The sequence below is a fragment of the Levilactobacillus namurensis DSM 19117 genome (genome assembly GCF_001434785.1).
Lineage (GTDB): Bacteria > Bacillota > Bacilli > Lactobacillales > Lactobacillaceae > Levilactobacillus > Levilactobacillus namurensis.
This window is the reverse complement of record NZ_AZDT01000019.1, coordinates 26,568-49,637: the sequence shown is the minus strand read 5'-3', so window position 1 is coordinate 49,637 and position 23,070 is coordinate 26,568. Positions and strand designations below refer to the sequence as shown.

The following is a 23,070-nucleotide window of genomic DNA, read 5'->3' as shown; positions in this document are numbered from 1 at the left end:
ACTCACCTAACCTAAAATAGGCAAGTTGTGGTCTTTTAACTGCCCTGATCCTGCATAAATCCTTCATTATAAAATAATTATTGAAATCGTATACATTAAGCTTGTGTTTTTTTACACATATGGTACAGTATGGGTGTAATCTATTTGTCCACTTTACCCATTGTGGATAGTAACCATTTAACCAACCGTCAATTAATGGGCCAAGACCACTAATTAACCGGCCCGACAGACCGCACAGCCAGCAAGCCCACAAATCGTTTATAGGGATTGGGACCACGAGGAGGAACTTACCATGAAACCCGCATACATTGGTCAAAAAAAGGAACACTATAAGAGTTATAAAGCAGGCAAACATTGGCTCTATGCCTGTGTCACAGTTCTGACCTTAGGATTGGGCGCCGTGAGTGTCGAGACCACCGCGCAGGCGGATACGACGCCAGAGGCCGACGCTTCCGAGTTGGTCCAAACAAATCAGCAGACGCCGACCACCGACAAGTCCACGGAGCTAGCAGATGCGACCGACGCTGCTGACGTCAAGACTGACGCGGACTCCCCGGCGCCCGCCCCTGTTGAGACCAACCAAAACGCCGAAAACCCAGCACCGACGTCAACCAAGCCCCAATCAGATACGCCGGCCGCACCCGTGACGGATCCAGCACCGACCACCACTGACGAAAAAGCCGACGCTCTTCCCGTCACCGATACCGTGACGCCAGAAGATGACACCACGCCGCCGGCACCCACACCAGATGACACCACCACCGCACCGAAAACCAGCACCGACGCCCTTAAGGACGCGCCAGTTGCCGACACCGACGCCACGGTCTGGATGCCCGATGCCGCTTTACGGGAATACGTGAAGGATAGTATCCGGCACACGATTCAAACACCGGCGGGCTTAAACGTTAGTGACGCCACCCTGTACCAGTTCTTAGACCAAAACTTACAATTCACCACGGACTACGTGGACTCCCCGGATGCCGGGATCATTCAAAGCATGGACGGATTGGAAAAATTCACCCAGATGTCCTCGTTTAGCCTGTCTACCAACTTCATTAATCCCGACGCCATGATTGACTTGTCCTTTGCGCCCCACCTGACGCAGTTATCGCTCTCCGTCTGGTCCGGTAGAACCGCAGCGGATTGGAACATGACGATTAACCAGTTCATGGACAAGTACCTGAGCCAAAACCACGAGATCACGCTTTTCCGGATCAATTACCAGAATCTACCGGGAACCGTACCGGACCTGCACAACTACCCGAAACTCCAATACGTTTACCTCAACAATAACCAAATGACCGGGACCATTCCGGATGTCAGCTACCTCCCCGATCTAGTTTCGCTAGACCTAAGCAGTAATCAGCTGACCGGGGGCATTGAGAACCTCAACCTAGATAACCTAAAGTACATCACGGTTAGCAACAACCACCTTAGCGGCACCATTGACGCTCTGGGGAAGAACCTAACTTCCGCTTACCTGGATAATAATCAATTCTCCGGGACGTTACCCGACCTGAACACTATCAAGTGGCTCTGGGTCTACAATAATAACTTCACTGGCGACCTGCCGACCCTGCAGAATCCTAAGCAGGTCTATTACTGGGGTAACCACTTCACCAGTGGGATCCAAGGTAATGACCAGATGTATAACGGAAACAACCAAGGCCTGACCGGTCCAACGTTTACCCTGACGGCCGACGACGACACGCTAGACCCGACGACGGGCGTCATCAGTGGCCTGCAAGACCTGGCAACCGGCGAGACTACTCAGCCGACCCTTAACCTGCTGAACTTCAAGTACGGCAACGTCTCCTCACAACTGATGCGGGTCAAGGATGCGGACGGAAACACCATTGCGGCTGAAGATGCCGCAGCGGACTTCACCATCACCCAAGACGCGGACGGAACCTTCCACTTTAAGGCCGCCAATCCAGACCTCAAGAGTGGCACTTACCTGATTGCGGTGGCCCCGCAAGACGGCACCAAGTACTCGGCTTTCGTCTACTTCAAGGTCATCAACCAGATGAACCCGGTCGATCCCGACAAGCCGGTTGACCCGGATAAACCAGTCGACCCGGATAAACCAGTCGACCCCGACAAACCGGTTGACCCCGACAAACCAGTCGACCCTGAAACACCGGTCGACCCCGAAACGCCAGTCGACCCCGAAACGCCAGTCGACCCCGAAACACCAGTCGACCCCGAAACACCAGTCGACCCCGAAACGCCAGTAACTCCGGAAACACCAGTAACTGGCGGTGACGGTGCCACGGTCGCACCAGAATCATCGGCCCAAGCCGACCAAGTGACGCCGTCGGAAAGCCCGGCCGTCCTCAACTCTAACGGCCAAGCCGCAAAAGTCACAGGTACGGTAACTCACCCGGCACCCGCTGCAACGCCACTGGCGACTAAGACCACGACGACCAGTCAAACCGCTACGTTGACGCCAAGTGCGGCACAGACCGATCAAGCTTTGCCGCAAACCAACGAGAAGTCGTCCATGAGTCCCATCTTAGTCGGTATCCTTGGTCTGTTAGCCGCTATCGGCTTAGCGGGGGGCACGCGGAAACACGATTAATTAGCTAACAGACCAACCCTTTGTCACCACTGCATCACCGCACCAAAAGCCAGCTTCCTCAATCTAGGAGCTGGCTTTTTCCGGTTACGCGGGTTTCAAGCCGCGCCTTCTAAAAAGGGGGCCGCAACCCACGTTGCGTCCCCCGCTGGTGGCCCTTAAAGCAACTGGTCAAGATCAACCGCAGGGGTCTCCAGGCCTAGCAAGAACAGCAATAAGCTGACTGCTAGCCCCAAGAGCCCGACTAAGCTCACGGTGACGATGCCGGTCACAGCACGGTTGCGCCAGGTCATCATAAGCATTCCTCCCTTCAGCGCCAAGATACGCACCTCCTGGGAAAAACGCAACTGACGACCCGACTGATTTGTGGTGCCCCTTGACCTTATGGCCCCACTCGCGGCCCCAGCATCTACCAACCTGATTGACAGTAACTTAGAATAGATAAAGGATTCCCGTAATCATTAGGTACAAGACGGTCATTAACCCAATCACACACAAGGCGACGAGTAATACGACTGAAATTTTAAACCAAGGTTCCATGATTCCAGCCCCCCTTTGTTGTCCCTCAAGCATAGGCACTGCCACTGAGAAACGCAACTGACAACTGGACTGATTGATAACGCCCACGGATGGTTTAACGGGTCCTATAACTGCCCGGTTTTCGATTAGGGTTGACTTCCCACCGGTCCCATGCGATACTACTCGATGGTGCCAAACCACGGTGGGGGTACGCGATCGGCGCGCAAGCGTTCCGAAGGTCGCCGCACTTCACCACTAACGACGTTGCGTTCTGCGCAGCGTCGTTTTTTGTTCCACGTGAAACAGAGCTAGGTCAAGCCACTTAATCTATTATTAATAAAAGCCCTAATTAGTTATTAATAACTAATTAGGGCTTTTTACTAGTATTCCCGCTAATCTCGGTCAGAGACCAGTTACCATCCAGCATCCCATCCTTACTGCCGGGGATACTTCCGAATAATCGCCCGCAACCGTGGCCCGTACCCCAACTCCCGAGTGGCCCGCTCAAGTACCGGTAAGTCGTGTGTATGCACCGCTCCGGTCCGCATCTGTTGGGCGTAAAGGTCCGCATAGGGCAAGTGCCGGGACCGGGCTAAGGCAATCTCGGCCTCCGCATCGTAGGTGACCTTCCGAAAGTCTACGTCGGGCATGGCTGTGCCGTGCGTGGTCAGAATCGCGTACTGGGCCCGCAAGTCAGTCGCAAAGCGGGACCAATGCGGGAAGGGCATCCCCACGGTTCCCGGGTTAATGATGAACTGCCCCGCCTGACTCTGGCGGAACAACTGATGGTGCACGTGGCCGTAAACCACCACGTCCGCTTGGTCCCCAGCCAATTGATCAAAGGCGGCTTGGTCCCCCGTGGGCTGTAAGGTGTGGCCGGAGTCCTTGGTAGGGAGGTTATGACTAACCTGGAAGTGCAGCCCATCAACCACGGGCGTTTCCACCAACGGCAGCTGGCGAATCCGCATAATCTCCGCGGCTGTCAGCTGACTGGCGACGTAATCGTCGATGATGACCTCGTAGATATCGCTAGGATCCCCGGTGTCGATTTCCCCGTCTAGAGTTTCGATCAGACCGTGTTCCCAGTTCCCCCGCACGTAAGTCGTAATCGGGAGAGCGTCCAATAGCGCCAATAGGTCGTGGGCTCCCGGTCCGGGGACAAAGAGGTCGCCTAAAAACCAGAAGTCGGTACACCCCGCGCGATGGGCGTCGTCAATCACCGCTTGAAGTGCGGTGACGTTACCGTGAACGTCAGAAATAACCGCAATTTTGTGCATTACTGCGCCACCCTTTCCATCTCAATTCTGTGGCTATTATACCATCTTCCCCCACACTGATTCGCGTCTGGCCAACTGGTTAACCGTTTGATGTCGCTTAACTCCCGACCGACTATTTATTAAAACGTTAATGAAAAGTGTTCGTGATTTTAAAAATATAGGTGGCTTTATTCGGTAATAGCTGGTACCATCAAATTGAAATGCGAACAATATTGTCACAAGGGGGAGCAATATGCACTGGTTAACCGACTTATTAGCGGCCATCGGCGTCGTTTTAAACGGCATTCCACAAGGAATCATGGCCATGTCCTTAGGTTTCGCCATTTTTCCAACCATGTTTTCGTTCATCTTCGCCTCAGCCGTCAACGGCGTCTTCGGGTCCGTCGCCCCGTTGTCCTTTCAGGCCGAATCGCTGGCTCTGACGGGGAAGCTAGGGCGTAACTTACGGGAGCGGACGTCCATCATCTTAGGCGGCTCGATCATCATGCTGATTATCGGGGTCACGGGGACCCTGACCAAGATCGTCGACGTCCTGGGCAACAACATCATGGCCGGAATGATGGCCGGCGTGGGGATCATGCTGGCCAAGATTGCCCTGACCATGGCTAAGGAACAGGCCTTGACCGGCTGGGTCTCGATCGCCCTGGCCGCCTCGGTCTACCTGATCACCAAAGACCTGGTGTGGACCATCGTGGTCTCCGTCATTGGCGCCAGTCTGGCCGCCGTATTCATCCAACACTACCAGATGGTCCTGCCCGAACACGTCACCGCCCGGCGCTTCATCTTCACCAAGCCGACCTTTAGCCTGCCGGTCTTACGGGGCGCCTTGAGTCTGGCGTGCTTGAACATCGGCGCGAACATCTCCTACGGCCTGATCACCGGCCAGATGACGGGGCAGAAGCCTAACCCCGTCGATCTGAACCTGCTGACCGGGACCCAAGCCCTGGCCGACATGGGGACCAGCTTACTGGGGGGTGCTCCGGTGGAAACCATCATTTCCGCCACGGCCAGTGCACCCGAACCTGTCGTGGCCGGCATCATGATGATGCTGATCATGGCCGCGATTCTGGCCCTAGGCTGGCTAGCCAAGCTGGGTAAATTCGTGCCCAGCGCATCGATTGCCGGGTTCTTATTCATCTTAGGCGTGGCCGTGATCTTCCCGGCCAACGCCGCCACGGCCCTCCAAGGCTCGGGGAGCACGGTCGCCGCGATCACCCTAGTGGTCACCGCCATCGTTGACCCGTTTGCTGGTTTACTCTCCGGCGCCGTATTGAAGTTCGTCTTGCCACTCTTAGGATTGGGGGTCTAAACCATGGACGCAACCTACGCCTTACAGGTCGGGCCAATTACCCGCCAACTGCCGATCATTCCAATCAGTCCCGACTTAGCCATTGCCTCGTTCGTGCTCTTAGGTGACGCGGAGCTCACCGATTACGCCGCCCAAGCCCTGGCTCAACGGATCCCAGCCGACTTTGATTACCTGGTCACCATGGAAAGCAAAGGGATTCCGCTGGCCCAAGAACTCAGCCGGCTGACCAACCACCCACACTTCGTGGCCCTACGTAAATCCAAAAAGGACTACATGCAACATCCCTTAGAGATTCCCGTGACCGCCATCACCACCAGTGCTCCCCAGAAGTTGATTTTAGACGGGGCCGACGCGCAACGGCTGGCTAACAAGCGCGTGGTCATCGTGGACGACGTCATCAGTAGTGGGGGGTCCCTTAAGGCGGCCAAGGCGCTGGTCGAACGGACCGGGGCCCAGGTGGTCGGCCAACTGGCCATCTTAGCCGAGGGAGCCGCCGCCGACCGGGACGACATCCAATTTCTCGCCGAACTGCCCCTGTTTCCTCGTTGATCCGTACTTATCCAAGGAGGTTTTCCCTTTATGCGTCGTGCACTGTTAAGCGTTTCTGATAAAACGGGCATCGTAGCGTTCGCCCAACACCTAATTGACCAAGATTTTGAAATCGTCTCAACTGGCGGGACCCAGGCAGCCCTGGCCGCCGCCAACGTTCCGGTGACGCCCATCGAAGACGTCACCCACTTTCCCGAGATTCTCGACGGGCGGGTCAAGACCCTCAACCCACTGGTCTTCGGGGGCATCCTAGCCAAGCGCGCCAATCCCGACCACCAACAGACCCTAGTCGACCACGCGATCACGCCCATCGACCTGGTCTGCGTCAACCTCTACCCGTTCGCGCAAACCATCGCCCAACCCGATGTGACGCTAGCCGCGGCCGTCGAACAAATCGACATCGGTGGCCCCTCGTTGATTCGCGCCGCTGCTAAGAATTACCCGGACGTCCTAGTGGTCAGTGACCCCGCCGACTACCCGGCGGTCACCACGGCCTTACGGAACCACACGGACGACCTGGCTTTCCGCAAGGCCCTAGCGGCCAAGGTCTTCCACCACACGGCCCAATACGATGCACTGATTGCCAACTACCTAACGGATACGGCTGACACGGACACCCTGACGTTGACTTACCAACGTGAACAGGCCTTGCGCTACGGGGAAAATCCGCAACAGTCAGCGACGCTGTACCGCGACGTCCACCCCGCTCCGTTCTCGATTCCGGCGGCCACCCAACTTCACGGCAAGCCCCTATCCTTCAACAACATCAAGGACGCCGACGCCGCACTGGGGTTGATTCGCGAATTTAGCGCCCCCACGGTCATCGCCTTAAAGCACATGAACCCTTGTGGCGTTGGGTCGGCGACGACCCTCGAAGCTGCCTGGGACGAGTGCTACGCGGCTGATTCCATGTCCATCTTCGGGGGCATCATCGTCTTGAACCGGCCGGTCGACCTGGCCACGGCCACCAAGATGCACCAGCTCTTCTTGGAGATCATCATCGCACCGGCCTTTGACGACGACGCTTACGCCATCCTGGCTAAGAAGAAGAACCTGCGCCTCCTGACCGTTGACTTCACCCACGCGACCGACCCGGAAGACGCCGAGTTGGTCAGCATTCGCGGTGGGCTCTTACGCCAAGAACGCGACACGGTCGTGGACGATTCCCAGACCTTCACGGTGGTCAGCCAGGCCCAACCCACGGCTGCCCAACTCCAGGCGATTGAATTTGGCTTAAAGACCATCAAGTTCGTCAAATCCAACGCCATCGTGGTCAACACCGCTACGCAAACACTGGGCGTGGGCCCCGGTCAGATGAACCGAATCGACGCCCTCAAGATTGCCGTGAACAAGGCGGAAGTCAAGGACCACTACGACCAAAGCGTGCTGGTCTCCGACGCCTTCTTCCCCATGGACGACTGCGTAGCATACGCCGCAGAACACGGAATCAAAGTCATTGCCGAACCCGGTGGTAGTATTCGCGATAAGGACTCCATCGCCATGGCCGACCGCCACGGCATCGCCTTAGTCTTCACCCACCACCGCCACTTCCGGCACTAACGCACGCGAGCCTAAAAAGTCACCCACGGACCAAGTCGCAAGACTGGTGCGTGGGTGACTTTTTAGTGATTGATAAAGTTCGTGGTTACTCGCGATTCCCCGTTGACCCGGGAACCTGGGGCATCCCGCCCCCTAAGTCCAAGACGGTGCTGGCGTCGCGGTGGTCAAAGAAGGCCGATTCGTGTCGGTCCAACGCCGCAATCTGCGTCATCTCATCCGGCGTCAGGGTGAAGTCGAAGATGGCGATGTTCTCCGCCATGCGCTCCGGGTGCACGGTCTTCGCTAGACTGACGATGCCCCGTTGATACAGCCACCGGAGGACCACTTGGCCGACGCTCTTGTGGTGGGACGCGCCAATGGCTTGCAAGGTCGGGTTCGTGAACAGGTCGTGGCGTCCCTCCGCAAATGGTGCCCAAGCCTCGGCTTGGACCCCTAACTTCTGGTGCCAGTCGAGCTCCGCGTCTTTTTGGAACCACGGATTGATTTCAATCTGGTTGACCTGGGGAATCACTAGGTTATGTTGCGCCAAGTCCAATAACCGGTCGGCGTAGAAGTTGGAGACCCCAATGGCCCGTACTTTGCCCTCTTGGTAGAGGTCCTCCAACGCCCGCCAGGATCCGTACACGTCGCCATAGGGCTGGTGAATCAGGTACAGATCCAGATAGTCGAGTTGGAGTTTGCGCAACGAGTCCTCAAAGGCCTGCTTAGTCTCCTGGTAGCCGGTCGAGCTGACCCAGACCTTAGTGGTCACGAAGAGGTCTGCCCGGGGCACCCCGGAGGCCTTCAGCGCGGCGCCGACTTCGGCTTCGTTGCCGTAAGCCTGTGCGGTGTCGATCAGTCGGTACCCGGCCGCTAACGCATCCAGGACCGCTTGTTTAGTGGTCCCGCCGTTTTCGACCTGAAAGACGCCGAAACCCGCGGCGGGAATCTTGATTCCGTGACTTAATTCAAAAGTTGGCATTGTCATCGCTAATTACTTCCTCAATTTAGGATTAAACAAGCTTTAGTTTACGCCTTTTGTATCCGCTTACCTAGCGATTCGTCGGTCCGTTTCCGCCGTGTTTCACGTGAAACAGTCCCGTCGTCAGCCCAACTGCTTACTGAACCAGTTGACCGCCACCGCATCGGCTCCGGGGTTCTGGACCACGCCAGGCTGGCCGGGAACAAAGCCTAACTTCTCTAAGACCCGTTGTGAGCGGTGATTGGTGGTCAGACAGTCGGCCCAGAGCGTTACTGATCCAGCCGTCCCCCGAACGACCAAGTCAAAGCTGGCCTGCACGGCTTCGGGCATTAAGCCCTTCCCCCACATGGCGGGCTCCAGGAAATACCCCAAGTCGTAGGTCCCGATTGGTCGCGTCTGCGCGGGACCTTCATGCTGGTAATAAAAAATCGCCCCCACGAAACGACGGTGCGCCCGGTCGATCACCGCGAAGGCAAACGGACTATGACGGTCCTGTTCAAACCAATTGGCCATGAGATCCGGTGCCGTGGCGACCGGTGACCCGTTCGCCACCGCCATTGCCGGGATACGCAGGATTCGCTGGTAGTCGGCTAAATCCGCTTCAATCAAGGGTCGCACCTGAATGCGGTCCGTTTCTGCTATCATTGCTTCGTCCCCCTTTTACCGCGCCGTCACTGACGCGACTGATGATTACCCTCCATTATACGCGTCCCTACGACCCCGGACGATTAATTGTCCGGGCCGGCGAAATATGGTAGGATTAGCCATTGATTCTTTGCAGAAAGGAACTTCACTATGCGTCCGCATTCTAAATGGCTCTACCGGCTCCAGCGGTTCATGATCGGTCGGTACGGGCAAAATGACCACCTGAACCGCTTTATGAATTACTTGGCCCTCGCGTTACTGATTGTTAGTCTGTTCGTCCGGACGGGCTGGTTGATCCTCGCCGCCATCGTCCTGTTGATTCTGACCTACTGGCGCCTCTTCTCCCGGAAAATCTACCGGCAAGTCGCCATCAACCGCGGGTTCGAACGCGTGTGGTTACCAGTGATTCGCCCGTTCCAACGTCTCCGGTACCAAGTGACCCAACACTGGAACTACAAGTTCTTCCGCTGCGCCCAGTGCCAGGCGCGGATTCGGATTCCCCGCCATCATGGCCACGTCCGCATCACCTGTCCCAAGTGCGGTCACCAATTCGACGCCCGGACATAACCCTAGTTACCACGAGCTGTCCCCCTCACCGGCGGGACAGCTTCTTTGCGTTTCCGGATAAAATTCGTTAAATTTAAAGGGTAAACTAGTGACAGGAGGAATTGCTTATGTCTGAAAATTTCGAATACGATGTCCTGTACATTGGCGCCGGTCACGCCGCCCACGATGGGGCCGCACCCCTAGCGGCCACGGGGGTCAAAGTTGCCGTGGTCGAAGAAGACCTGATTGGCGGGACCTGCACCAACCGGGGGTGTAACGCCAAAATCGCCCTGGACCAAGCCGTGATGGCCACCCGCAACGCCGAGCACCTGGGAAACATGCTCCAGGGGAACTTGACCATTGATTGGCCCCACACCATGGCCCATAAGCAGGCCGTGATTGACCCGCAACCGGCCGACCTCCGACGTAAGCTCACTCAGGCTGGCGCGACGGTCCTCACCGGCCACGCCCAGTTCCAAGACGCCCACACCGTCTTGGTCGCCGGGACCCCGCACACCGCCCAAAATATCGTAATTGCCACCGGGATGGTCCCCCACCGGTTGGCCATTCCAGGAACCGAACTGGCGCACGACAGCAGTGACTTCTTGAATCTACCCCAGTTACCTAAGCACCTGACCATCATCGGGTCAGGCTACATCAGCCTGGAATTTGCCACGATTGCCAACGCCGCCGGGGCAGACGTGACCATCATGTTGCACGGTCAGACCGTTCTGCGTCATTTCTACCAGCCCTACGTACAACTGGTGGTGGCCGATCTTAAACGGCGTGGTGTGACCTTCATCCCTACCGCCAACGTCCAGGCCTTCGCCCGGCAAGGCGACCAGTATCAAGTCACCTACGGCCACGACCAACACCTGACCACCGACTGGATCCTAGACGCCACGGGCCGGGTCCCGAACGTGGCCGACTTAAGCTTAGACCAAGTCGGCTTGACCGCCGGACCCGCGGGTATCCCGGTCAACCAGTACCTCCAGACGGCGGTCCCGAACATTTATGCGGCCGGCGATATCGCCGCCACCGGACAACCCAAGCTGACCCCCGTGGCGACCTACGAATCTAAGTACCTGATGCGGCGCTTCTCCGGTCAGACTACGGCGGCCTTAAAGGTTCCAGCGATGCCGTCGGTGGTCTTCACCTCACCACGGATCGCCCAGGTCGGCGAGACCGTGGCCCAAGCCCAGGAGCAAGGTGACACCGTTCGTGAAAACGATCTGGCCCACTACTGGTACTACCAGCTGGACCGCGAACCCATCGCCCAGAGTCTCCAAATCCACGATGACCAGGGTCGCTTGGTTGGCGCGACCGAAGTCAGCGACCACGCCCCTGATGCCATCAACGCCCTATTGCCCGCCATCACCTACCAGCTAGATTCCGACCAGGTCAGTCAATTAGTGGGCATCTTCCCGACCCTAGGCTACGCTGCGTGGCACCGGGCCTAAAACAAAACCGTAGCAATGGTCATCCGTCTTACTGGACGGCCAGACAAGGCGGTTTAACATCTCATGTATATTAATCGTATGGTATGACGATATCCAGATAGGGGTGATTTATATGGAAACAACGCCAACTACTATTCGCCTTGATGGTGAGCTCAAGAAAGAATTAAATAAGGAACTAAAATCCATGGGGTTAAGCATTAATGAGTACTTCAACTTAGCTGCTCATCAATTGGTTATTCAGAAGAAAGTGCCATTTGAAGTGCTGGCAGCATCAGACGAACCAACGGAAACGACCGAGAAAGCCCTAGTGGCGGCCCAAGCGAAGTCCCTCGGTATCATTCCCGATGATGCCCCTAGTTTCGACAATGTGGATGACCTAAAGCACTACCTGGATAAAGAATAATGTACCAATTAAAAATAAAACTAGCCTCCCCCAGAAACCATCCAGCTTAATAACGTAAATTGAATCGTGACTGTCAAAAAAATCCCGTTGCTAAATAGCAGCGGGATTTTTTCTGTGGCTAAGCCATAACTTGCCCAAGAGACCAAGCTCTTGGGGTGCTCCTGATGCTGCGTCTACGCGGACGTTGTGCTTAGACTTCCTGATCCGCTGGCCGGACCAAGACCTCACTAACGGCGACGTGCTTGGGTTGGTCAATGGCAAATAGGACGGCGCGGGCCACGTCTTCGGGATCCAACGCCAATCCGCTATCCTGATCGCTATTCATCAACTGGCCCACCGCTTGCTTGACTTGGGGGTCGCCAATCGTATTGACCAGTTCCGTCCGGACGGCACCGGGGGACACAATGGTTGACCGGATGCCGTGGCCCTTTTCTTCTTGTCGCAGACCTTCCATGATGGCCCGGACGGCGTACTTGGTCCCGTTGTACACGGCCGAAGCGGGATAGACCACGTGACCAGCGACTGAATCCGTGGTGATAATCAGGCCATCGCGTTGGGCCTGCATCACGGGCAAGACCTCGCCGATGCCGTTCAAGACGCCCATGATGTTCACGTTGAGCATCATTTCCCACTTCGCGTAGTCCCGGTCGCTCAGGTTCCCCTGGGGCATGGTTCCCGCGTTGTTATACAACACGTCGACCCGTCCGTAGGTGTCCACGGCCAGTTGAATCAGGTCGTGGACCTCCTGGCGATGGGTCACGTCCGTTACCTGGTAGCGCGCGTTATCGCCGATTTCCTGTACCAAAGCTTCCAGTCGGTCTTGTCGCCGTGCACCTAAGACGACTTTCGCTCCCTGAGACGCCAGTAACTTCGCCGTTGCGGCCCCGATTCCACTGGACGCCCCCGTAATCACAACCACTTTATCTTGAACACTCATCTTCTAGTCACTCCTTTTAAATCGTCTTCATCACTTTAGCTGGCACTCCGGCCACTACCGTATCGGCCGGGACGTCCCTGGTGACCACCGCTCCGGCCCCCACGACGGCGTTCCGTCCGATGGTGACGCCCGGTAAAATGATGGCCTTGGCCCCGACCCAGGCGTTTTGCTGGATAGTAATCGGCGCGACCATCAAATCATGACGGTGGGCTGGATCCAATTGATGGTTCACCGTGATCAATGACGCCCCCGGGCCAATCAACACGTCGTCGGCCAGGTGAATCCCTCCTAAGTCGGTGATCTGGACCTGGTCATTAATGATGACCCGTTTACCTAACGTTAACCGCCGACCGAAGTCCGTGAAGAACGGCAACCGAATATCCACCGAGGCATCCACGGGTTGGCCGATGATTTCACTGACCAGTTGACGAATCTCCGCCGCATCGTGTTGCCCCGTGTTGAGCCGTTGGACCAACCGCTGATTCTGATCGATCACGGCTTGTTGGGCCGCAATTTCCGCTTGTGATAGCTTTTGACTAACCATAATACCCTCGCTCCTTTTGTACTGAATGTCGTTCAGTATACGGGCGCTTTAGTGCTATGTAAAAGACCTATGTTGTATACTTATGCATAGGTAAAAAGCATACTTTAGAAAGCGGGTCTTTGTATGGAACTCCGAGTATTACGTTACTTTCTGGCCGTGACCCAAGAGCGCACGATTTCGCGGGCGGCGAACATCCTGCACCTCTCCCAACCCACCCTCTCACGCCAACTCAGCGATCTGGAAACCGAGTTGCAGGTCACCTTATTCGAACGGGGATCCCGGGAGATCACGCTGACCCCGGCCGGACGGTACCTGCGCGAGCGGGCACTAATCTTGACCCAGCTGGCGGACAAGACCGTCCAGAATCTCCAGACCCAGTCCCCCATCATCAGTGGGTCCCTCGACATCGGGGCCGGGGAAAGTCAGGGAATGCGGCGGATTATGCACCTGATTAGCAACCTGCAGGCCGACTACCCCGGGATTCAGCTGCACCTGCACAGTGGCGACGACGCCAATGTCAAGGATCAACTGGCAAACGGGCAACTGGATTTCGGGGTCATCATCGGAGAACAGCCCCTGACCCACTATCACGCACTCAAGCTCCCCGAACGAGACCGCTGGGGCGTGATTCTGCCCAAGACCCATCCCCTAGCCCAGCAGACCCACATCACCCCGCTAGACTTACGGCACCAGCCGCTATTGATTTCGCAACAAGCGGCACAAAGCCACCAATTTGCTGACTGGTGGCGCAACGTGGCGTCCCAGATTCAACTGCGTGGGACCTATAACTTAATCTACAACGCCCAGCTAACGGTCGGTGACGGCCCCACCCTGGTCCTGGGCCTGGATCAACTGGTGAACGTGGGCCCGGACTCGCCCGTAACGTTTCGGCCGCTCTCTCCGGAAATGACGGCGCCCATCACGGTCATCTGGTCGCGTCAGCAGTCCCTGTCACCGGTGGCGCGACTGTTCCTGCAACGGCTGCGGGCAAGCCTGCCTGACTAACGGAAGAAGACTTGTGATTTTGGCGATTGCGTGTATATTATGGTGTACGTTTGATTACCTAAGCTACTTAAAGATAAGTTGTATCCCTAAATCCAATCGTATAGGAGTGATTCACCGTGAAAGAACCCAATCCAGAAGTCTTCGCTGACTGTCCCGTTGCCGGCGTCCAAAAAATCGTGCGTGGGAAATGGAACATGGTGATTATGTATTTTCTTCACCAGCAAACCCTCCGCTTCGGCGAGCTAAGTCGCAAAATGCCCATGGTGACGCAAGCCCAACTCACTAAAGATCTCCGAATGCTGGAGAGTTACGGCTTGATCAACCGTAAAGTCTACCCGCAGGTGCCGCCGAAAGTCGAGTATTCGACTACGGCCATGGGCGAACAATTCATGCCCGTCCTAACAGCTTTGGAACGGTTTGCGACCGTTTACGAAGCGCAAGCTAACTAATTTCGTAAAAAATCTTGGCGATTGCCAAGATTTTTTTTGTACTTAGAATGCCTAAAATCAGTCATTTCAATCCCAAAAGATAGTCACTATCAAAAAAATCGGTACTTTTAAAAAAAGCGATACCCCCGCATAATAATCCCACGATTAGAAAGCGAGGCACAATCCATGAAAAAAATGATGTTATCTCAGTACGGTGATGTCGATGTTATGCACCTAGTCGATGTTGACCGCCCCACCCCAGCTGACCACCAAATCTTAGTTAAAACCACCGCCATTGGTGTGAACGATCCCGACATTGCAATTCGGGCGCACGGCCCCTTCCCCACCATGCCCAAGAAACTAAAACCCGTCCTCCCACACTCCTTAGGCCAAGACTTCTCCGGAATCGTTGCCGCAGTTGGTTCCGCAGTCCAACGGTTTGCTGTTGGTGACCACGTGGTTGGGATGGCCTTCATGCACACCTACGCCGAATACATTTTACTGGACGATTCCGCCTTGGTGGCGACCGTTCCGCAAGATTTGGACCTAATTCCCTTAGGTGGCTTCCTGCTAGGAACCGCTACTGCCTACGCCGCAACAATTCGTGACGGCCAAGCTCAAGCTGGTCAGACCATCTTGGTTCACGGCGGGGCCGGTGGGGTGGGTTCCCAGGCCATCCAACTCGCCAAGAGTACCGGTGCGACCGTCATCGCCACGGGCAGTGCCCAGCAAGCAGACTTTATGCAGGCCTTGGGCGCTGATAAAACCATCGACTATCAAACTCAAGATTTCACCAAGCTGGTCGCTAACCTGGACTTGGTGGTCAACTTAACGGGACCCAAGACGTTGGCCAATAGCTACCAGGTCGTTAAAAAAGGTGGCCGTATCACGTCCGTCAACGCCCTAATTGACCCCATCAAGACACGTCTGAGAGGCATCACGGGCACCTATTCCAAGGGGATGCTGTCCGTTGAAGAATTAAATCAGTTAGTGGACCTGTACCGTCAAGGCAAGCTAACGGTGCCTGTCGACCAAGAATATCCATTTGAACTAGCAGCCATTCAGCAAGCTCATCGGGACTTCCAATCCGGTGGAAATACCGGGAAAAAGATCATCGTTTTTCAAGACCAAGACTAGGAAGCTTTATCCCTGCTTACGTTTATCACTACGCTCAAGAATACCGTCACCCCTTCGTCGATGGCTTTCCAACAAGTAAACCATTCCCAACGACCACCAACCCTAGCCTTTAAGACCAGCCAATAACTCATTAAACAGTTCGCCGTCAAACACCTTGTTTCCGGTTACGTCTACAAGTCAAAAAAGGTTGCGTGCACAATACTATTTTTCGCCTAATCAATCGCCCAGCCCAAATATTTCTAGTCCTCCAGAAGTTTCTAAGCTAAAATAATTAATAGACCGATTGACTTAACTATCAACCGGCATCTTCTGGAGGAGGTTCATTCATGACAACAAAATCTGCTAGCTGGGTGAAATGGCTCGCACTGATCATTCTGACGATTGGCGCCACGGTCACCACCACAGCGGTTAATCACCCCACGGTCGCCCACGCGACCACGGTCTACGTGACCCGAACTGGGAAACACTACTTTTATAAGCGGCACGACCGCGGGTTGAATCGCGCCAAAAAGGTCTACGCGGTCTCCCTGGCCACGGCTAAACGACGCGGCTTGACTCTCTCGGCCACGGAAACGGCTCCTAAAAAGGCCCGAAAGAAGGTTAGGGTGCGACGGACGACTCGCAAGACCGTCAAACGCCGGACCACGACCCGGAAAGCTAAGGTCAAAGGCCGTTACCAGGCCAGCACCCCAACCTACCACGTTAAGGTCTTGCACCAGAACAAGCCCGGCTTCAGTAAAGCCACCCTATCTACCAAGCACGGGGCTTGGCAACGCTACGGCCACCTGGACGGCTTGAACCGGGCCACGGCGGCCAACGCCCTCTTGAACAAGAAGTTGATGCCCAAGGGTCAGCGGGACGCTCTGTACGTCAACCCCACGGCCTGGCATAACAAGCGGATCAAGACCGGCTGGTTATACAACCGGTGCCACCTGATTGGTTACCAGTTGACTGGTCAGAACAACAACCCGCGGAACCTAATCACCGGGACCCGGCAACTAAACGACCCCGGCATGACCACCTACGAGAACCGGGTGGCCAAGTACTTACGGGCCAGTTCCCACCACTACGTGCGCTACCGGGTCACCCCCGTCTTCAAGGGGCAGAACCTGTTAGCTAGCGGGGTTAAAATGCAAATTCAATCAATCGGTTCTAACCAGTTACGCTACAACGTCTACCTGCCGAACACCCAGGCGGGAATGAAACTGAATTACGCCAACGGCTACAGTCGAGTCGCTGGGTAACCTAAAAGATGGTCGCTCTCCACATCCCCCAACGGGGCTGTCGAGAACGACCATCTTTAGTTGTTTTATCCTGTGGTTAACGCGTCAAGAATCGCGTACAACGCCATCCGGTTGGCCATCGGAACGGGCGTGGTGATTACTTGTTCGGCCGACTGCTGGAGCACGGAACCCGTCAGATAATCACCATCATTAGCGACCATCTCACGGACGTTTACGGCTTGCGGTTCTAGGTGGAACTGCAGGCCCACTGCTTGCCCCGGGAGCACGAAGCCCTGATTGGTCAGGTGGTCACTGGAGAAGAGTAACTGGGCACCGGTCGGGATGGTAAACATCTCTTCGTGCCAGTGGAGCACGGTCAGTTGCGCTGGAATGCGAGGAATCGCGGTGCTCTGCCGGTAGACCGGCGCCCAGCCAACTTCCTTAGCGGGCGCCTGCTGGACGGTGCCGCCTAAGACCTTCACGATCTGTTGCGCACCGAAGCACACCCCCAAGACCGGTGTGTGCTGGGCGAAAAGGTCGCGAATCAGCGTCCGTTCCTGGGCAATCCAGGGAAGGTCGTCGTTGGGACTCATGGGACCGCCCAAGATGACCAGGAGATCCGTGGCCGCCGCTGTGGGCAACTTACCAAATTGGTAGGGATGGTAGATGGTCACCGCCGCATCCTGAGTCGCGGCCCAATCCAGAATCATCCCCGGCCCCTCGCTGGGGGTGTGTTGCAAAATATTAATCCGCATAAGATTCCTTCCTCTCACCGGCAATGTTGGGTTTAGGGTTCGCCTGCAAATCCCTAAGATAGTCCCATTATACTGCCAATCTGACCTAAGAAACATAAAAAGCCCGGGCTCTGCGCTTAGCAACGACTTGCATGGTGTCGTCACCAGGCCTGAACTCAGGCTTCTTCAAAACTACTGTTCCACGTGAAACAGACTACCCAGCGACCCGAATCTCGCCCGTGTCTTCTGGCAAGCTCTGTTCCGGCGCGTGGTCTAAATCCACTGCCACGAACTGAATGAACTCAGTTGGATGTTGGTGCGTCAATTCAGTTAACGTGGTCGCTACTGGTAAGTCGTCGCGGTGATTTTTAAGCGCCCGGCCTAGAACGGTCGTCGCATTGACTAAGCTCTCACCTAAGCTCTGTCCGCTAGTCGTTGCGCGGTCAATATCGGGGAATGTTACGAAATACCCGTCGTCTTCAGTAGCGGTAAAAACTGCGGGATAGGTAACGATATTCGTGTTTGTCATTTTCGTGTCATGCACCTCTCTAATCTTTAATGTCTGCAGTATAGCCGGTTTTAACGCCCTCGGTCAACCGCTGGTTAAGTCGCTTAATTAAGGTACTGGGTATTCAACGATAAGTGGAAACTATTCGCACAGCCCACCAAGATAGCGATTGAATATCGGAGTGGTGACTCCTATACTGAAAGGGTTATCAACTATCGATATCCTGGGGAGGAAATTTATCATGCAAAAAACCATAACCCTGGTCCTAGCCGGCTTAGGCTTAGGGCTGGGCGGCCTCGCCGTGACCACGGTTCCCGGTCACGCGATTCAGACCAAGACCAGTTTCAAGAACATCGTCTATAACGATAGCCACGCTTACTACAAGTACCGTGACGTGGCTTACCACGCCAAGCACCCCAAGCAAAACGCCTACATCTGGAACGACACCCACACCAAGAAGCTCTACAACCTCAAACACTACCGGAACTACACTTGGTTTTTGACGGCCACAGGGTCCTACAAAGGCAGCCACAAGTGGATTCAGGTCACCAATACACCGGGCACCAAGACCGGGTGGATCTACCGGCCGCAGTTAGTGAATGGGTTCAACCCTAAGGGCTATCAAATTGTCCGGCGACGCTTCAAGCAGCCCGAATACGCTGGTGATTACTTCCACGTCAAGAGCGCGACCAAGAACGCCTATCTCTGGAACTGGACCCACACCAAGAAGCTACTCAACCTGAAGACCGTTACCAACCAGAGCCTCTACCGGAGCAACTCCGTGCAGGTTCGGCATAACGGCAAGACTCAGTGGTACTACTACGTGAGAGCGCAAAAGAACGGCAAGTCGGTCTTTGGCTACGCGGCTAGTTCCGCGTTAGTCACCGGTAAGACCCCGAACCACCTGGGTCGAAACCTCCTGTTCCCTGACGACTTCGTCACCACTAAGGACTACCTGCAATACTTAAACCACAGTAAGTACCAGAAGCTGGCCCGTTCGATCATCAAGTTGTTCCCGAACACCCCGGTCGACCTGGGGTTGTCGCGCATCGCGGCGTTTAACTACGCCACCAACGACACCTGGGACGAGGATGCGCCCGAGAAGGTCTCGACTAAGGGCTACACCCACATCGTGTCCTTCGATTCGGTCGCAACGTATCTGATGAAGCACCCCAACCAGACCAACGCACAGAAGCTGAAGGCCATCAAACGCCTCTTGGCCCAGCAGGGTTACCCGCAATCTAAGCGTAATCGGCTCGGTAACTATCAGCTTGGCATCTACGTCATCAATAACCTAATGGGCGGCCGCACGGATGAAGACGGCAGCGTCCACAAAGGAAACTGGTACGGCTTAGTCATCGCCAAGACCGACTAAGACCACCAGCGTGTTTCACATGGAACATTCGCTCAACCTAAATGAACGGCGGCCCACTGGCTGATTAGTCAGTGGGCCGCCGTTTATTTTATGCAACGTGGCTTACCGTTCCTGCGGGTACGTCAACCCCCAGGCCTGGCGCATGGCCGTCATCAACGCCATGGTGTCGCGAGTCCAGGCTTGCGTTGGGTTCTGACCGGTCGCGATGGCCTGGGCCATATCCTGGGCCTCATAGCCCATAGCCTGGTCGCGGTGGCCGGCCACAATGGTCTGGTGCTCGCCGGTCCGGCCATCGACATAGACGGCTTGGTCCGGGCGCAGGTAACGGTCGATCAAGAAGTAGCCGTGTTCGTAGACCGCGTAAGCCAGTTCTGGCGCCGCGGGCAGTAAGTTAAACGAGAACGTCGCCAGCTCGTGATGGGCGTTGGTCACCACCGTGGCGCTTAGGTTGTCGACGCCCGTTTGGGTCGGGACCATCACCGTCTGGGCTAATTGGGGTGGCGCCGTCATCAGGCGGCGGGCAAAGCTCAGCGCGTAGATGCCCATATCTAACAGGCCCCCACCGCCGAGTTGCGGGTTCAACAAGCGCCCCGTCTGGTCCGTTGGGTCGCTACCCAGGCCGAACGCGGCGTGCAGGGATTGGAGCTTTCCCAACTGCTGGTCGTGAACGACCTGCAGGAGCTTAGGATACAACGGCATGTGGTAGATGGTCTGGGCCTCCATCAGGATCAGATGCCGGTCCGCGGCCAGCTGATCCAACGCCTTAAGTTGCGTCAGATTAAGCGTCACGGGCTTTTCGGCCAGGACGTGTTTACCAGCCAGCAACGCGGCCCGGATATTATCGGCATGCACGTTATTGGTGGTTGCGATGTAGACCACGTCAATGGCCGGGTCAGCGAGTAACTCGGCGTGATTGGCGTAAACGTGGGGAATCTGGAACTTGCGGGCAAAGGCCTGCGCCTTCTCCGGTGAATGGTCGCTAGCGACTCCGTACAGGGTCTGGTCTGCCGGGAACTCCCGGCCGAAGTTTTCGGCGATTCGACCGGGACCGATCACACCCCAATGAACTGTTGTCATGTGAATCATCCTTCCTATCAGGTAGCTGTTAATCCCTATGATAAGCCTAAACGCGTTTCGCCACTAGAGCGCTTTCATAATTTGTCCTATCGATTGACCCCCCACTACGCACAATCGTCCCCTGACCCTTTTCAAGAATGACCGAACCCTGCAGAAACGCCTGACTTGTGTTAGTATATTCTCTGTAACAAATTTACGGAGTAGGCAATAAGGCGTCAAGTGCTGGTGGAACGCAATGTGAACACCGGACGAAGGGCAAGTGGCCCGCGATCTTATTGCCGCATTGGCCGCAGCGATGTGGCAACTCCCTTAGGAGATGTCGAAATATGAAGACGATGGCAAGACTTCAGCTACCCAAGCTGAACACACTCAGTATGGTCACTTTAGGCTTTTTGATGGCGGTCCAGTTGATACTAGGACGCTTTACGGTGGGCAACCAGTTTATTCGGTTTGGATTTGCCTTCTTAGTCATGGCACTAGTCGCAAAATGGTTTGGTCCATTATGGGGGATCATGACCGCCGCGATGATTGATTTGGTGGGGACCCTACTGTCCGGCGGCCCGTTCTTTATCGGGTTTACCCTATCCGCCATTTTGAGCTCATTCATCTACGCCGCCCTATTGTACCAACGGCCAGTCACTTGGCGCCGCGTCATCATCGCCCAAGTGCTGATTATGTTGGTGGTGGACCTGGTGTTGAACACGCTATGGATCGCCATTATGTACCATACGGCCATCTGGGCCTTACTGCCTATTCGAATCTTAAAGCAACTTATCGTCACGCCAATTCAAATTCTGTTATTGTACCCCTTGTTGAAGAGTCAGGTTATCCAAGGGATTCAAGAACGCTTATCTTAAACAATCATGGGTTGGGGGATTTCCCCCAACCCTTTTTGCGATCCCTTAAGCCACTTGACGTTGAACTCAATCAGAACTAAATGAGGCGATAATGATGACAACAACTTTTACAACTAAAACCGACGTGGTCGACTGGTTGCTCTCCCGGGGCTACTTCCAAGATTGTCCTGGACTGGACCGGACGGCCGCCCTGCTCCAACAACTCGGCCATCCCGAACGTACCTACCCCACGATTCACGTGGCGGGAACTAACGGTAAGGGGTCCACGACCCAAGTCCTGGCGAACCTCTTACAGGCCAACGGTTTACGGGTCGGAACCTTTAATTCACCCTTCATCACGGAATTCACGGACCAAGTCGAAATCAACGGCCAGAAGATTCCCGCGGCCGCCATGGTCCAACTAGGGAACCAATTACGCCCGCTGGTTGCCCAATTGGATACGCAGCCGGCACTACGGGGCGCCACGGAATTCGAAATCCTCACGGCGTTGGCCCTCGCCTACTTCCGCGACCGGGTCGACGTGGCCATCATCGAGGTCGGCATGGGCGGCCTGCGGGACAGCACCAACGTGATTCAGCCCGAATTAACCGCCATTACCACGATTGGACTGGACCACACGGCCTATCTGGGGAACACCTTAGGCCAAATCGCCGCCCAGAAAGCCGGAATCATCAAGCCGAAAACCCCAATCGTGGTGGGCAACGTTCCGGAAGCGGCCCTAACCGTTATCCAGCACCAAGCCCAGCAACCGGCCGCGCCCCTCACCGTCTGGTCCCGAGATTACCGGACCCGTTCGCTGGGGTGGCACCATCAAGCCGAACACTTCACTTTTGAACATTCTGACCTGACCTTCGACCACCTCGCGACCCCGTTGATTGGACCGGAACAGGTCGAAAACGCGGCCGTGGCTTTAGAACTCTATGTCCTTTACGCCCAACGGCATCACTTGACCTTAGATTCTCAGCGGTTGGCTGCCGCCCTGCTTCAGACCCGGTGGCCGGCCCGCATGGAAGTCCTCGAACACCACCCGTTGGTGATGCTCGACGGGGCCCACAACTTACACGCCATCAAGCGGTTAAAGCAGACCCTGCTCACCGATTATCCAGACTACCGGCTGCACATTCTCTTCTCGGCCATTCGGACCAAGAACATTGCCGCCATGGTAACGGAACTCTTGACCTTACCTCAAGTAACGCTCACCCTGACGACCTTCGACGATCCCCGTGCGCTAAAGGTCGCTGATTTTACGCAGTGGCAAGACCGCCTCACGCTGGCACCGGATTGGTATCCCGCCTACCAGGCGCTGCGGGCCCAATTAGCGCCCCACGATCTCCTTTTGATTACCGGGTCCCTCTACTTCGCGTCAGAAGTACGCGCCCGCTTAAAGCCCTAGATATTTCTTACACAACACCCCCTCAGCGATTGCACAACTGAGGGG

General features: G+C 55.7%; 23 protein-coding genes and 1 riboswitch. Of the genes, 14 read left to right on the top strand and 9 right to left on the bottom strand.

The window, feature by feature from the left end; genetic code table 11:
• Positions 1 to 292 precede the first annotated feature (292 nt).
• Entirely contained in the window at positions 293 to 2,581 is a 2,289-nt protein-coding gene (locus tag FD30_RS04070; protein WP_056943991.1) for a KxYKxGKxW signal peptide domain-containing protein, read from the top strand.
• A gap of 155 nt (positions 2,582 to 2,736) precedes the next feature.
• On the opposite strand, the gene FD30_RS11520 is transcribed toward FD30_RS04070, so the two are convergent.
• Entirely contained in the window at positions 2,737 to 2,874 is a 138-nt protein-coding gene (locus FD30_RS11520) for a hypothetical protein (protein WP_156652548.1), read from the bottom strand.
• Between the two features lie 657 nt (positions 2,875 to 3,531).
• The gene (locus FD30_RS04065) at positions 3,532 to 4,374 is read right to left on the bottom strand and encodes a metallophosphoesterase family protein (RefSeq protein ID WP_056943990.1); all 843 of its coding nucleotides are present in this window, start codon (positions 4,372 to 4,374) and stop codon (positions 3,532 to 3,534) included.
• Positions 4,375 to 4,606: 232 nt separating this feature from the next.
• Between FD30_RS04065 and FD30_RS04060 the strand changes: the two genes are divergently transcribed.
• From FD30_RS04060 to purH, 3 genes are read left to right on the top strand one after another with little or no spacing between them, the layout of a single operon-like run.
• Positions 4,607 to 5,683: a hypothetical protein gene (locus FD30_RS04060; protein ID WP_056943989.1), complete on the top strand. Its 1,077-nt coding sequence runs from the start codon at positions 4,607 to 4,609 to the stop codon at positions 5,681 to 5,683.
• A gap of 3 nt (positions 5,684 to 5,686) precedes the next feature.
• Positions 5,687 to 6,232 carry a phosphoribosyltransferase family protein gene (locus tag FD30_RS04055; RefSeq protein ID WP_056943988.1) on the top strand — a complete coding sequence of 182 codons (546 nt, stop codon included), beginning with the start codon at positions 5,687 to 5,689 and terminating at the stop codon, positions 6,230 to 6,232.
• Between the two features lie 30 nt (positions 6,233 to 6,262).
• Entirely contained in the window at positions 6,263 to 7,792 is a 1,530-nt protein-coding gene (gene purH, locus FD30_RS04050) for a bifunctional phosphoribosylaminoimidazolecarboxamide formyltransferase/IMP cyclohydrolase (protein ID WP_056943987.1), read from the top strand.
• 85 nt (positions 7,793 to 7,877) lie between these two features.
• On the opposite strand, the gene FD30_RS04045 is transcribed toward purH, so the two are convergent.
• Both FD30_RS04045 and FD30_RS04040 read right to left on the bottom strand, forming a co-directional pair.
• The gene (locus tag FD30_RS04045) at positions 7,878 to 8,759 is read right to left on the bottom strand and encodes an aldo/keto reductase (protein WP_147000003.1); all 882 of its coding nucleotides are present in this window, start codon (positions 8,757 to 8,759) and stop codon (positions 7,878 to 7,880) included.
• Positions 8,760 to 8,876: 117 nt separating this feature from the next.
• Entirely contained in the window at positions 8,877 to 9,398 is a 522-nt protein-coding gene (locus FD30_RS04040) for a GNAT family N-acetyltransferase (protein ID WP_056943986.1), read from the bottom strand.
• A 150-nt stretch (positions 9,399 to 9,548) separates the two neighbouring features.
• On the opposite strand from FD30_RS04040, the gene FD30_RS04035 reads away from it, so the two are divergent.
• The 3 genes from FD30_RS04035 (at position 9,549) to FD30_RS04025 (ending at position 11,807) form a co-directional block, all read left to right on the top strand.
• Positions 9,549 to 9,965 (top strand): zinc ribbon domain-containing protein, encoded by a 417-nt coding sequence (locus tag FD30_RS04035; RefSeq protein WP_056943985.1) that lies wholly within the window; start codon positions 9,549 to 9,551, stop codon positions 9,963 to 9,965.
• A 107-nt stretch (positions 9,966 to 10,072) separates the two neighbouring features.
• Entirely contained in the window at positions 10,073 to 11,404 is a 1,332-nt protein-coding gene (locus FD30_RS04030; protein ID WP_056943984.1) for a dihydrolipoyl dehydrogenase family protein, read from the top strand.
• Between the two features lie 112 nt (positions 11,405 to 11,516).
• Complete coding sequence (locus FD30_RS04025; RefSeq protein ID WP_056943983.1) at positions 11,517 to 11,807, top strand: type II toxin-antitoxin system RelB/DinJ family antitoxin; 291 nt, start codon at positions 11,517 to 11,519, stop codon at positions 11,805 to 11,807.
• Between the two features lie 190 nt (positions 11,808 to 11,997).
• Here the strand turns inward: FD30_RS04025 and FD30_RS04020 are convergent, their stop codons facing one another.
• Positions 11,998 to 12,744: an SDR family oxidoreductase gene (locus tag FD30_RS04020; RefSeq protein WP_056943982.1), complete on the bottom strand. Its 747-nt coding sequence runs from the start codon at positions 12,742 to 12,744 to the stop codon at positions 11,998 to 12,000.
• A gap of 16 nt (positions 12,745 to 12,760) precedes the next feature.
• Positions 12,761 to 13,288 carry a DapH/DapD/GlmU-related protein gene (locus FD30_RS04015; RefSeq protein WP_056943981.1) on the bottom strand — a complete coding sequence of 176 codons (528 nt, stop codon included), beginning with the start codon at positions 13,286 to 13,288 and terminating at the stop codon, positions 12,761 to 12,763.
• 123 nt (positions 13,289 to 13,411) lie between these two features.
• Between FD30_RS04015 and FD30_RS04010 the strand changes: the two genes are divergently transcribed.
• From FD30_RS04010 to FD30_RS03995, 4 genes are all read left to right on the top strand, one after another.
• A complete protein-coding gene (locus tag FD30_RS04010; RefSeq protein ID WP_056943980.1) occupies positions 13,412 to 14,293 on the top strand; it encodes a LysR family transcriptional regulator in 882 nt (293 codons plus the stop codon).
• A 116-nt stretch (positions 14,294 to 14,409) separates the two neighbouring features.
• The gene (locus tag FD30_RS04005; RefSeq protein WP_056943979.1) at positions 14,410 to 14,742 is read left to right on the top strand and encodes a winged helix-turn-helix transcriptional regulator; all 333 of its coding nucleotides are present in this window, start codon (positions 14,410 to 14,412) and stop codon (positions 14,740 to 14,742) included.
• Positions 14,743 to 14,907: 165 nt separating this feature from the next.
• Entirely contained in the window at positions 14,908 to 15,858 is a 951-nt protein-coding gene (locus FD30_RS04000) for an NADP-dependent oxidoreductase (protein WP_056943978.1), read from the top strand.
• Between the two features lie 326 nt (positions 15,859 to 16,184).
• A complete protein-coding gene (locus FD30_RS03995; protein ID WP_082604794.1) occupies positions 16,185 to 17,102 on the top strand; it encodes a DNA/RNA non-specific endonuclease in 918 nt (305 codons plus the stop codon).
• A gap of 65 nt (positions 17,103 to 17,167) precedes the next feature.
• Here FD30_RS03995 and FD30_RS03990 read toward each other — a convergent pair whose 3' ends face one another.
• Entirely contained in the window at positions 17,168 to 17,836 is a 669-nt protein-coding gene (locus tag FD30_RS03990) for a type 1 glutamine amidotransferase (RefSeq protein ID WP_056943977.1), read from the bottom strand.
• Between the two features lie 193 nt (positions 17,837 to 18,029).
• Positions 18,030 to 18,344 (bottom strand): type II toxin-antitoxin system HicB family antitoxin, encoded by a 315-nt coding sequence (locus FD30_RS03985; RefSeq protein ID WP_056943976.1) that lies wholly within the window; start codon positions 18,342 to 18,344, stop codon positions 18,030 to 18,032.
• Between the two features lie 220 nt (positions 18,345 to 18,564).
• Here FD30_RS03985 and FD30_RS03980 point away from each other — a divergent pair, with 220 nt between their 5' ends.
• Positions 18,565 to 19,698, top strand: coding sequence for a hypothetical protein (locus FD30_RS03980; protein WP_056943975.1), 1,134 nt, complete (start codon positions 18,565 to 18,567; stop codon positions 19,696 to 19,698).
• Positions 19,699 to 19,800: 102 nt separating this feature from the next.
• Here the strand turns inward: FD30_RS03980 and FD30_RS03975 are convergent, their stop codons facing one another.
• Positions 19,801 to 20,775 carry a Gfo/Idh/MocA family protein gene (locus tag FD30_RS03975; protein WP_056943974.1) on the bottom strand — a complete coding sequence of 325 codons (975 nt, stop codon included), beginning with the start codon at positions 20,773 to 20,775 and terminating at the stop codon, positions 19,801 to 19,803.
• 194 nt (positions 20,776 to 20,969) lie between these two features.
• Positions 20,970 to 21,067: riboswitch (THF riboswitch) on the top strand.
• A gap of 34 nt (positions 21,068 to 21,101) precedes the next feature.
• Between FD30_RS03975 and FD30_RS03970 the strand changes: the two genes are divergently transcribed.
• Both FD30_RS03970 and FD30_RS03965 read left to right on the top strand, forming a co-directional pair.
• Positions 21,102 to 21,632, top strand: a complete 531-nt coding sequence (locus tag FD30_RS03970; protein ID WP_024748236.1) for a folate family ECF transporter S component — start codon at positions 21,102 to 21,104, stop codon at positions 21,630 to 21,632.
• A gap of 94 nt (positions 21,633 to 21,726) precedes the next feature.
• A complete protein-coding gene (locus FD30_RS03965; RefSeq protein ID WP_056943973.1) occupies positions 21,727 to 23,025 on the top strand; it encodes a bifunctional folylpolyglutamate synthase/dihydrofolate synthase in 1,299 nt (432 codons plus the stop codon).
• Positions 23,026 to 23,070: the final 45 nt, after the last annotated feature.

Excerpts from the sequence above, each read along its gene's own strand:
- FD30_RS04070 (WP_056943991.1), top strand. The coding sequence starts at position 293 with ATGAAACCCGCATACATTGGTCAAAAAAAGGAACACTATAAGAGTTAT.
- FD30_RS11520 (WP_156652548.1), bottom strand. The coding sequence starts at position 2,874 with ATGATGACCTGGCGCAACCGTGCTGTGACCGGCATCGTCACCGTGAGC.
- FD30_RS04065 (WP_056943990.1), bottom strand. The coding sequence starts at position 4,374 with ATGCACAAAATTGCGGTTATTTCTGACGTTCACGGTAACGTCACCGCA.
- FD30_RS04060 (WP_056943989.1), top strand. The coding sequence starts at position 4,607 with ATGCACTGGTTAACCGACTTATTAGCGGCCATCGGCGTCGTTTTAAAC.
- FD30_RS04055 (WP_056943988.1), top strand. The coding sequence starts at position 5,687 with ATGGACGCAACCTACGCCTTACAGGTCGGGCCAATTACCCGCCAACTG.
- purH (WP_056943987.1), top strand. The coding sequence starts at position 6,263 with ATGCGTCGTGCACTGTTAAGCGTTTCTGATAAAACGGGCATCGTAGCG.
- FD30_RS04045 (WP_147000003.1), bottom strand. The coding sequence starts at position 8,759 with ATGACAATGCCAACTTTTGAATTAAGTCACGGAATCAAGATTCCCGCC.
- FD30_RS04040 (WP_056943986.1), bottom strand. The coding sequence starts at position 9,398 with ATGATAGCAGAAACGGACCGCATTCAGGTGCGACCCTTGATTGAAGCG.
- FD30_RS04035 (WP_056943985.1), top strand. The coding sequence starts at position 9,549 with ATGCGTCCGCATTCTAAATGGCTCTACCGGCTCCAGCGGTTCATGATC.
- FD30_RS04030 (WP_056943984.1), top strand. The coding sequence starts at position 10,073 with ATGTCTGAAAATTTCGAATACGATGTCCTGTACATTGGCGCCGGTCAC.
- FD30_RS04025 (WP_056943983.1), top strand. The coding sequence starts at position 11,517 with ATGGAAACAACGCCAACTACTATTCGCCTTGATGGTGAGCTCAAGAAA.
- FD30_RS04020 (WP_056943982.1), bottom strand. The coding sequence starts at position 12,744 with ATGAGTGTTCAAGATAAAGTGGTTGTGATTACGGGGGCGTCCAGTGGA.
- FD30_RS04015 (WP_056943981.1), bottom strand. The coding sequence starts at position 13,288 with ATGGTTAGTCAAAAGCTATCACAAGCGGAAATTGCGGCCCAACAAGCC.
- FD30_RS04010 (WP_056943980.1), top strand. The coding sequence starts at position 13,412 with ATGGAACTCCGAGTATTACGTTACTTTCTGGCCGTGACCCAAGAGCGC.
- FD30_RS04000 (WP_056943978.1), top strand. The coding sequence starts at position 14,908 with ATGAAAAAAATGATGTTATCTCAGTACGGTGATGTCGATGTTATGCAC.
- FD30_RS03995 (WP_082604794.1), top strand. The coding sequence starts at position 16,185 with ATGACAACAAAATCTGCTAGCTGGGTGAAATGGCTCGCACTGATCATT.
- FD30_RS03990 (WP_056943977.1), bottom strand. The coding sequence starts at position 17,836 with ATGCGGATTAATATTTTGCAACACACCCCCAGCGAGGGGCCGGGGATG.
- FD30_RS03985 (WP_056943976.1), bottom strand. The coding sequence starts at position 18,344 with ATGACAAACACGAATATCGTTACCTATCCCGCAGTTTTTACCGCTACT.
- FD30_RS03980 (WP_056943975.1), top strand. The coding sequence starts at position 18,565 with ATGCAAAAAACCATAACCCTGGTCCTAGCCGGCTTAGGCTTAGGGCTG.
- FD30_RS03975 (WP_056943974.1), bottom strand. The coding sequence starts at position 20,775 with ATGACAACAGTTCATTGGGGTGTGATCGGTCCCGGTCGAATCGCCGAA.
- FD30_RS03970 (WP_024748236.1), top strand. The coding sequence starts at position 21,102 with ATGAAGACGATGGCAAGACTTCAGCTACCCAAGCTGAACACACTCAGT.
- FD30_RS03965 (WP_056943973.1), top strand. The coding sequence starts at position 21,727 with ATGACAACAACTTTTACAACTAAAACCGACGTGGTCGACTGGTTGCTC.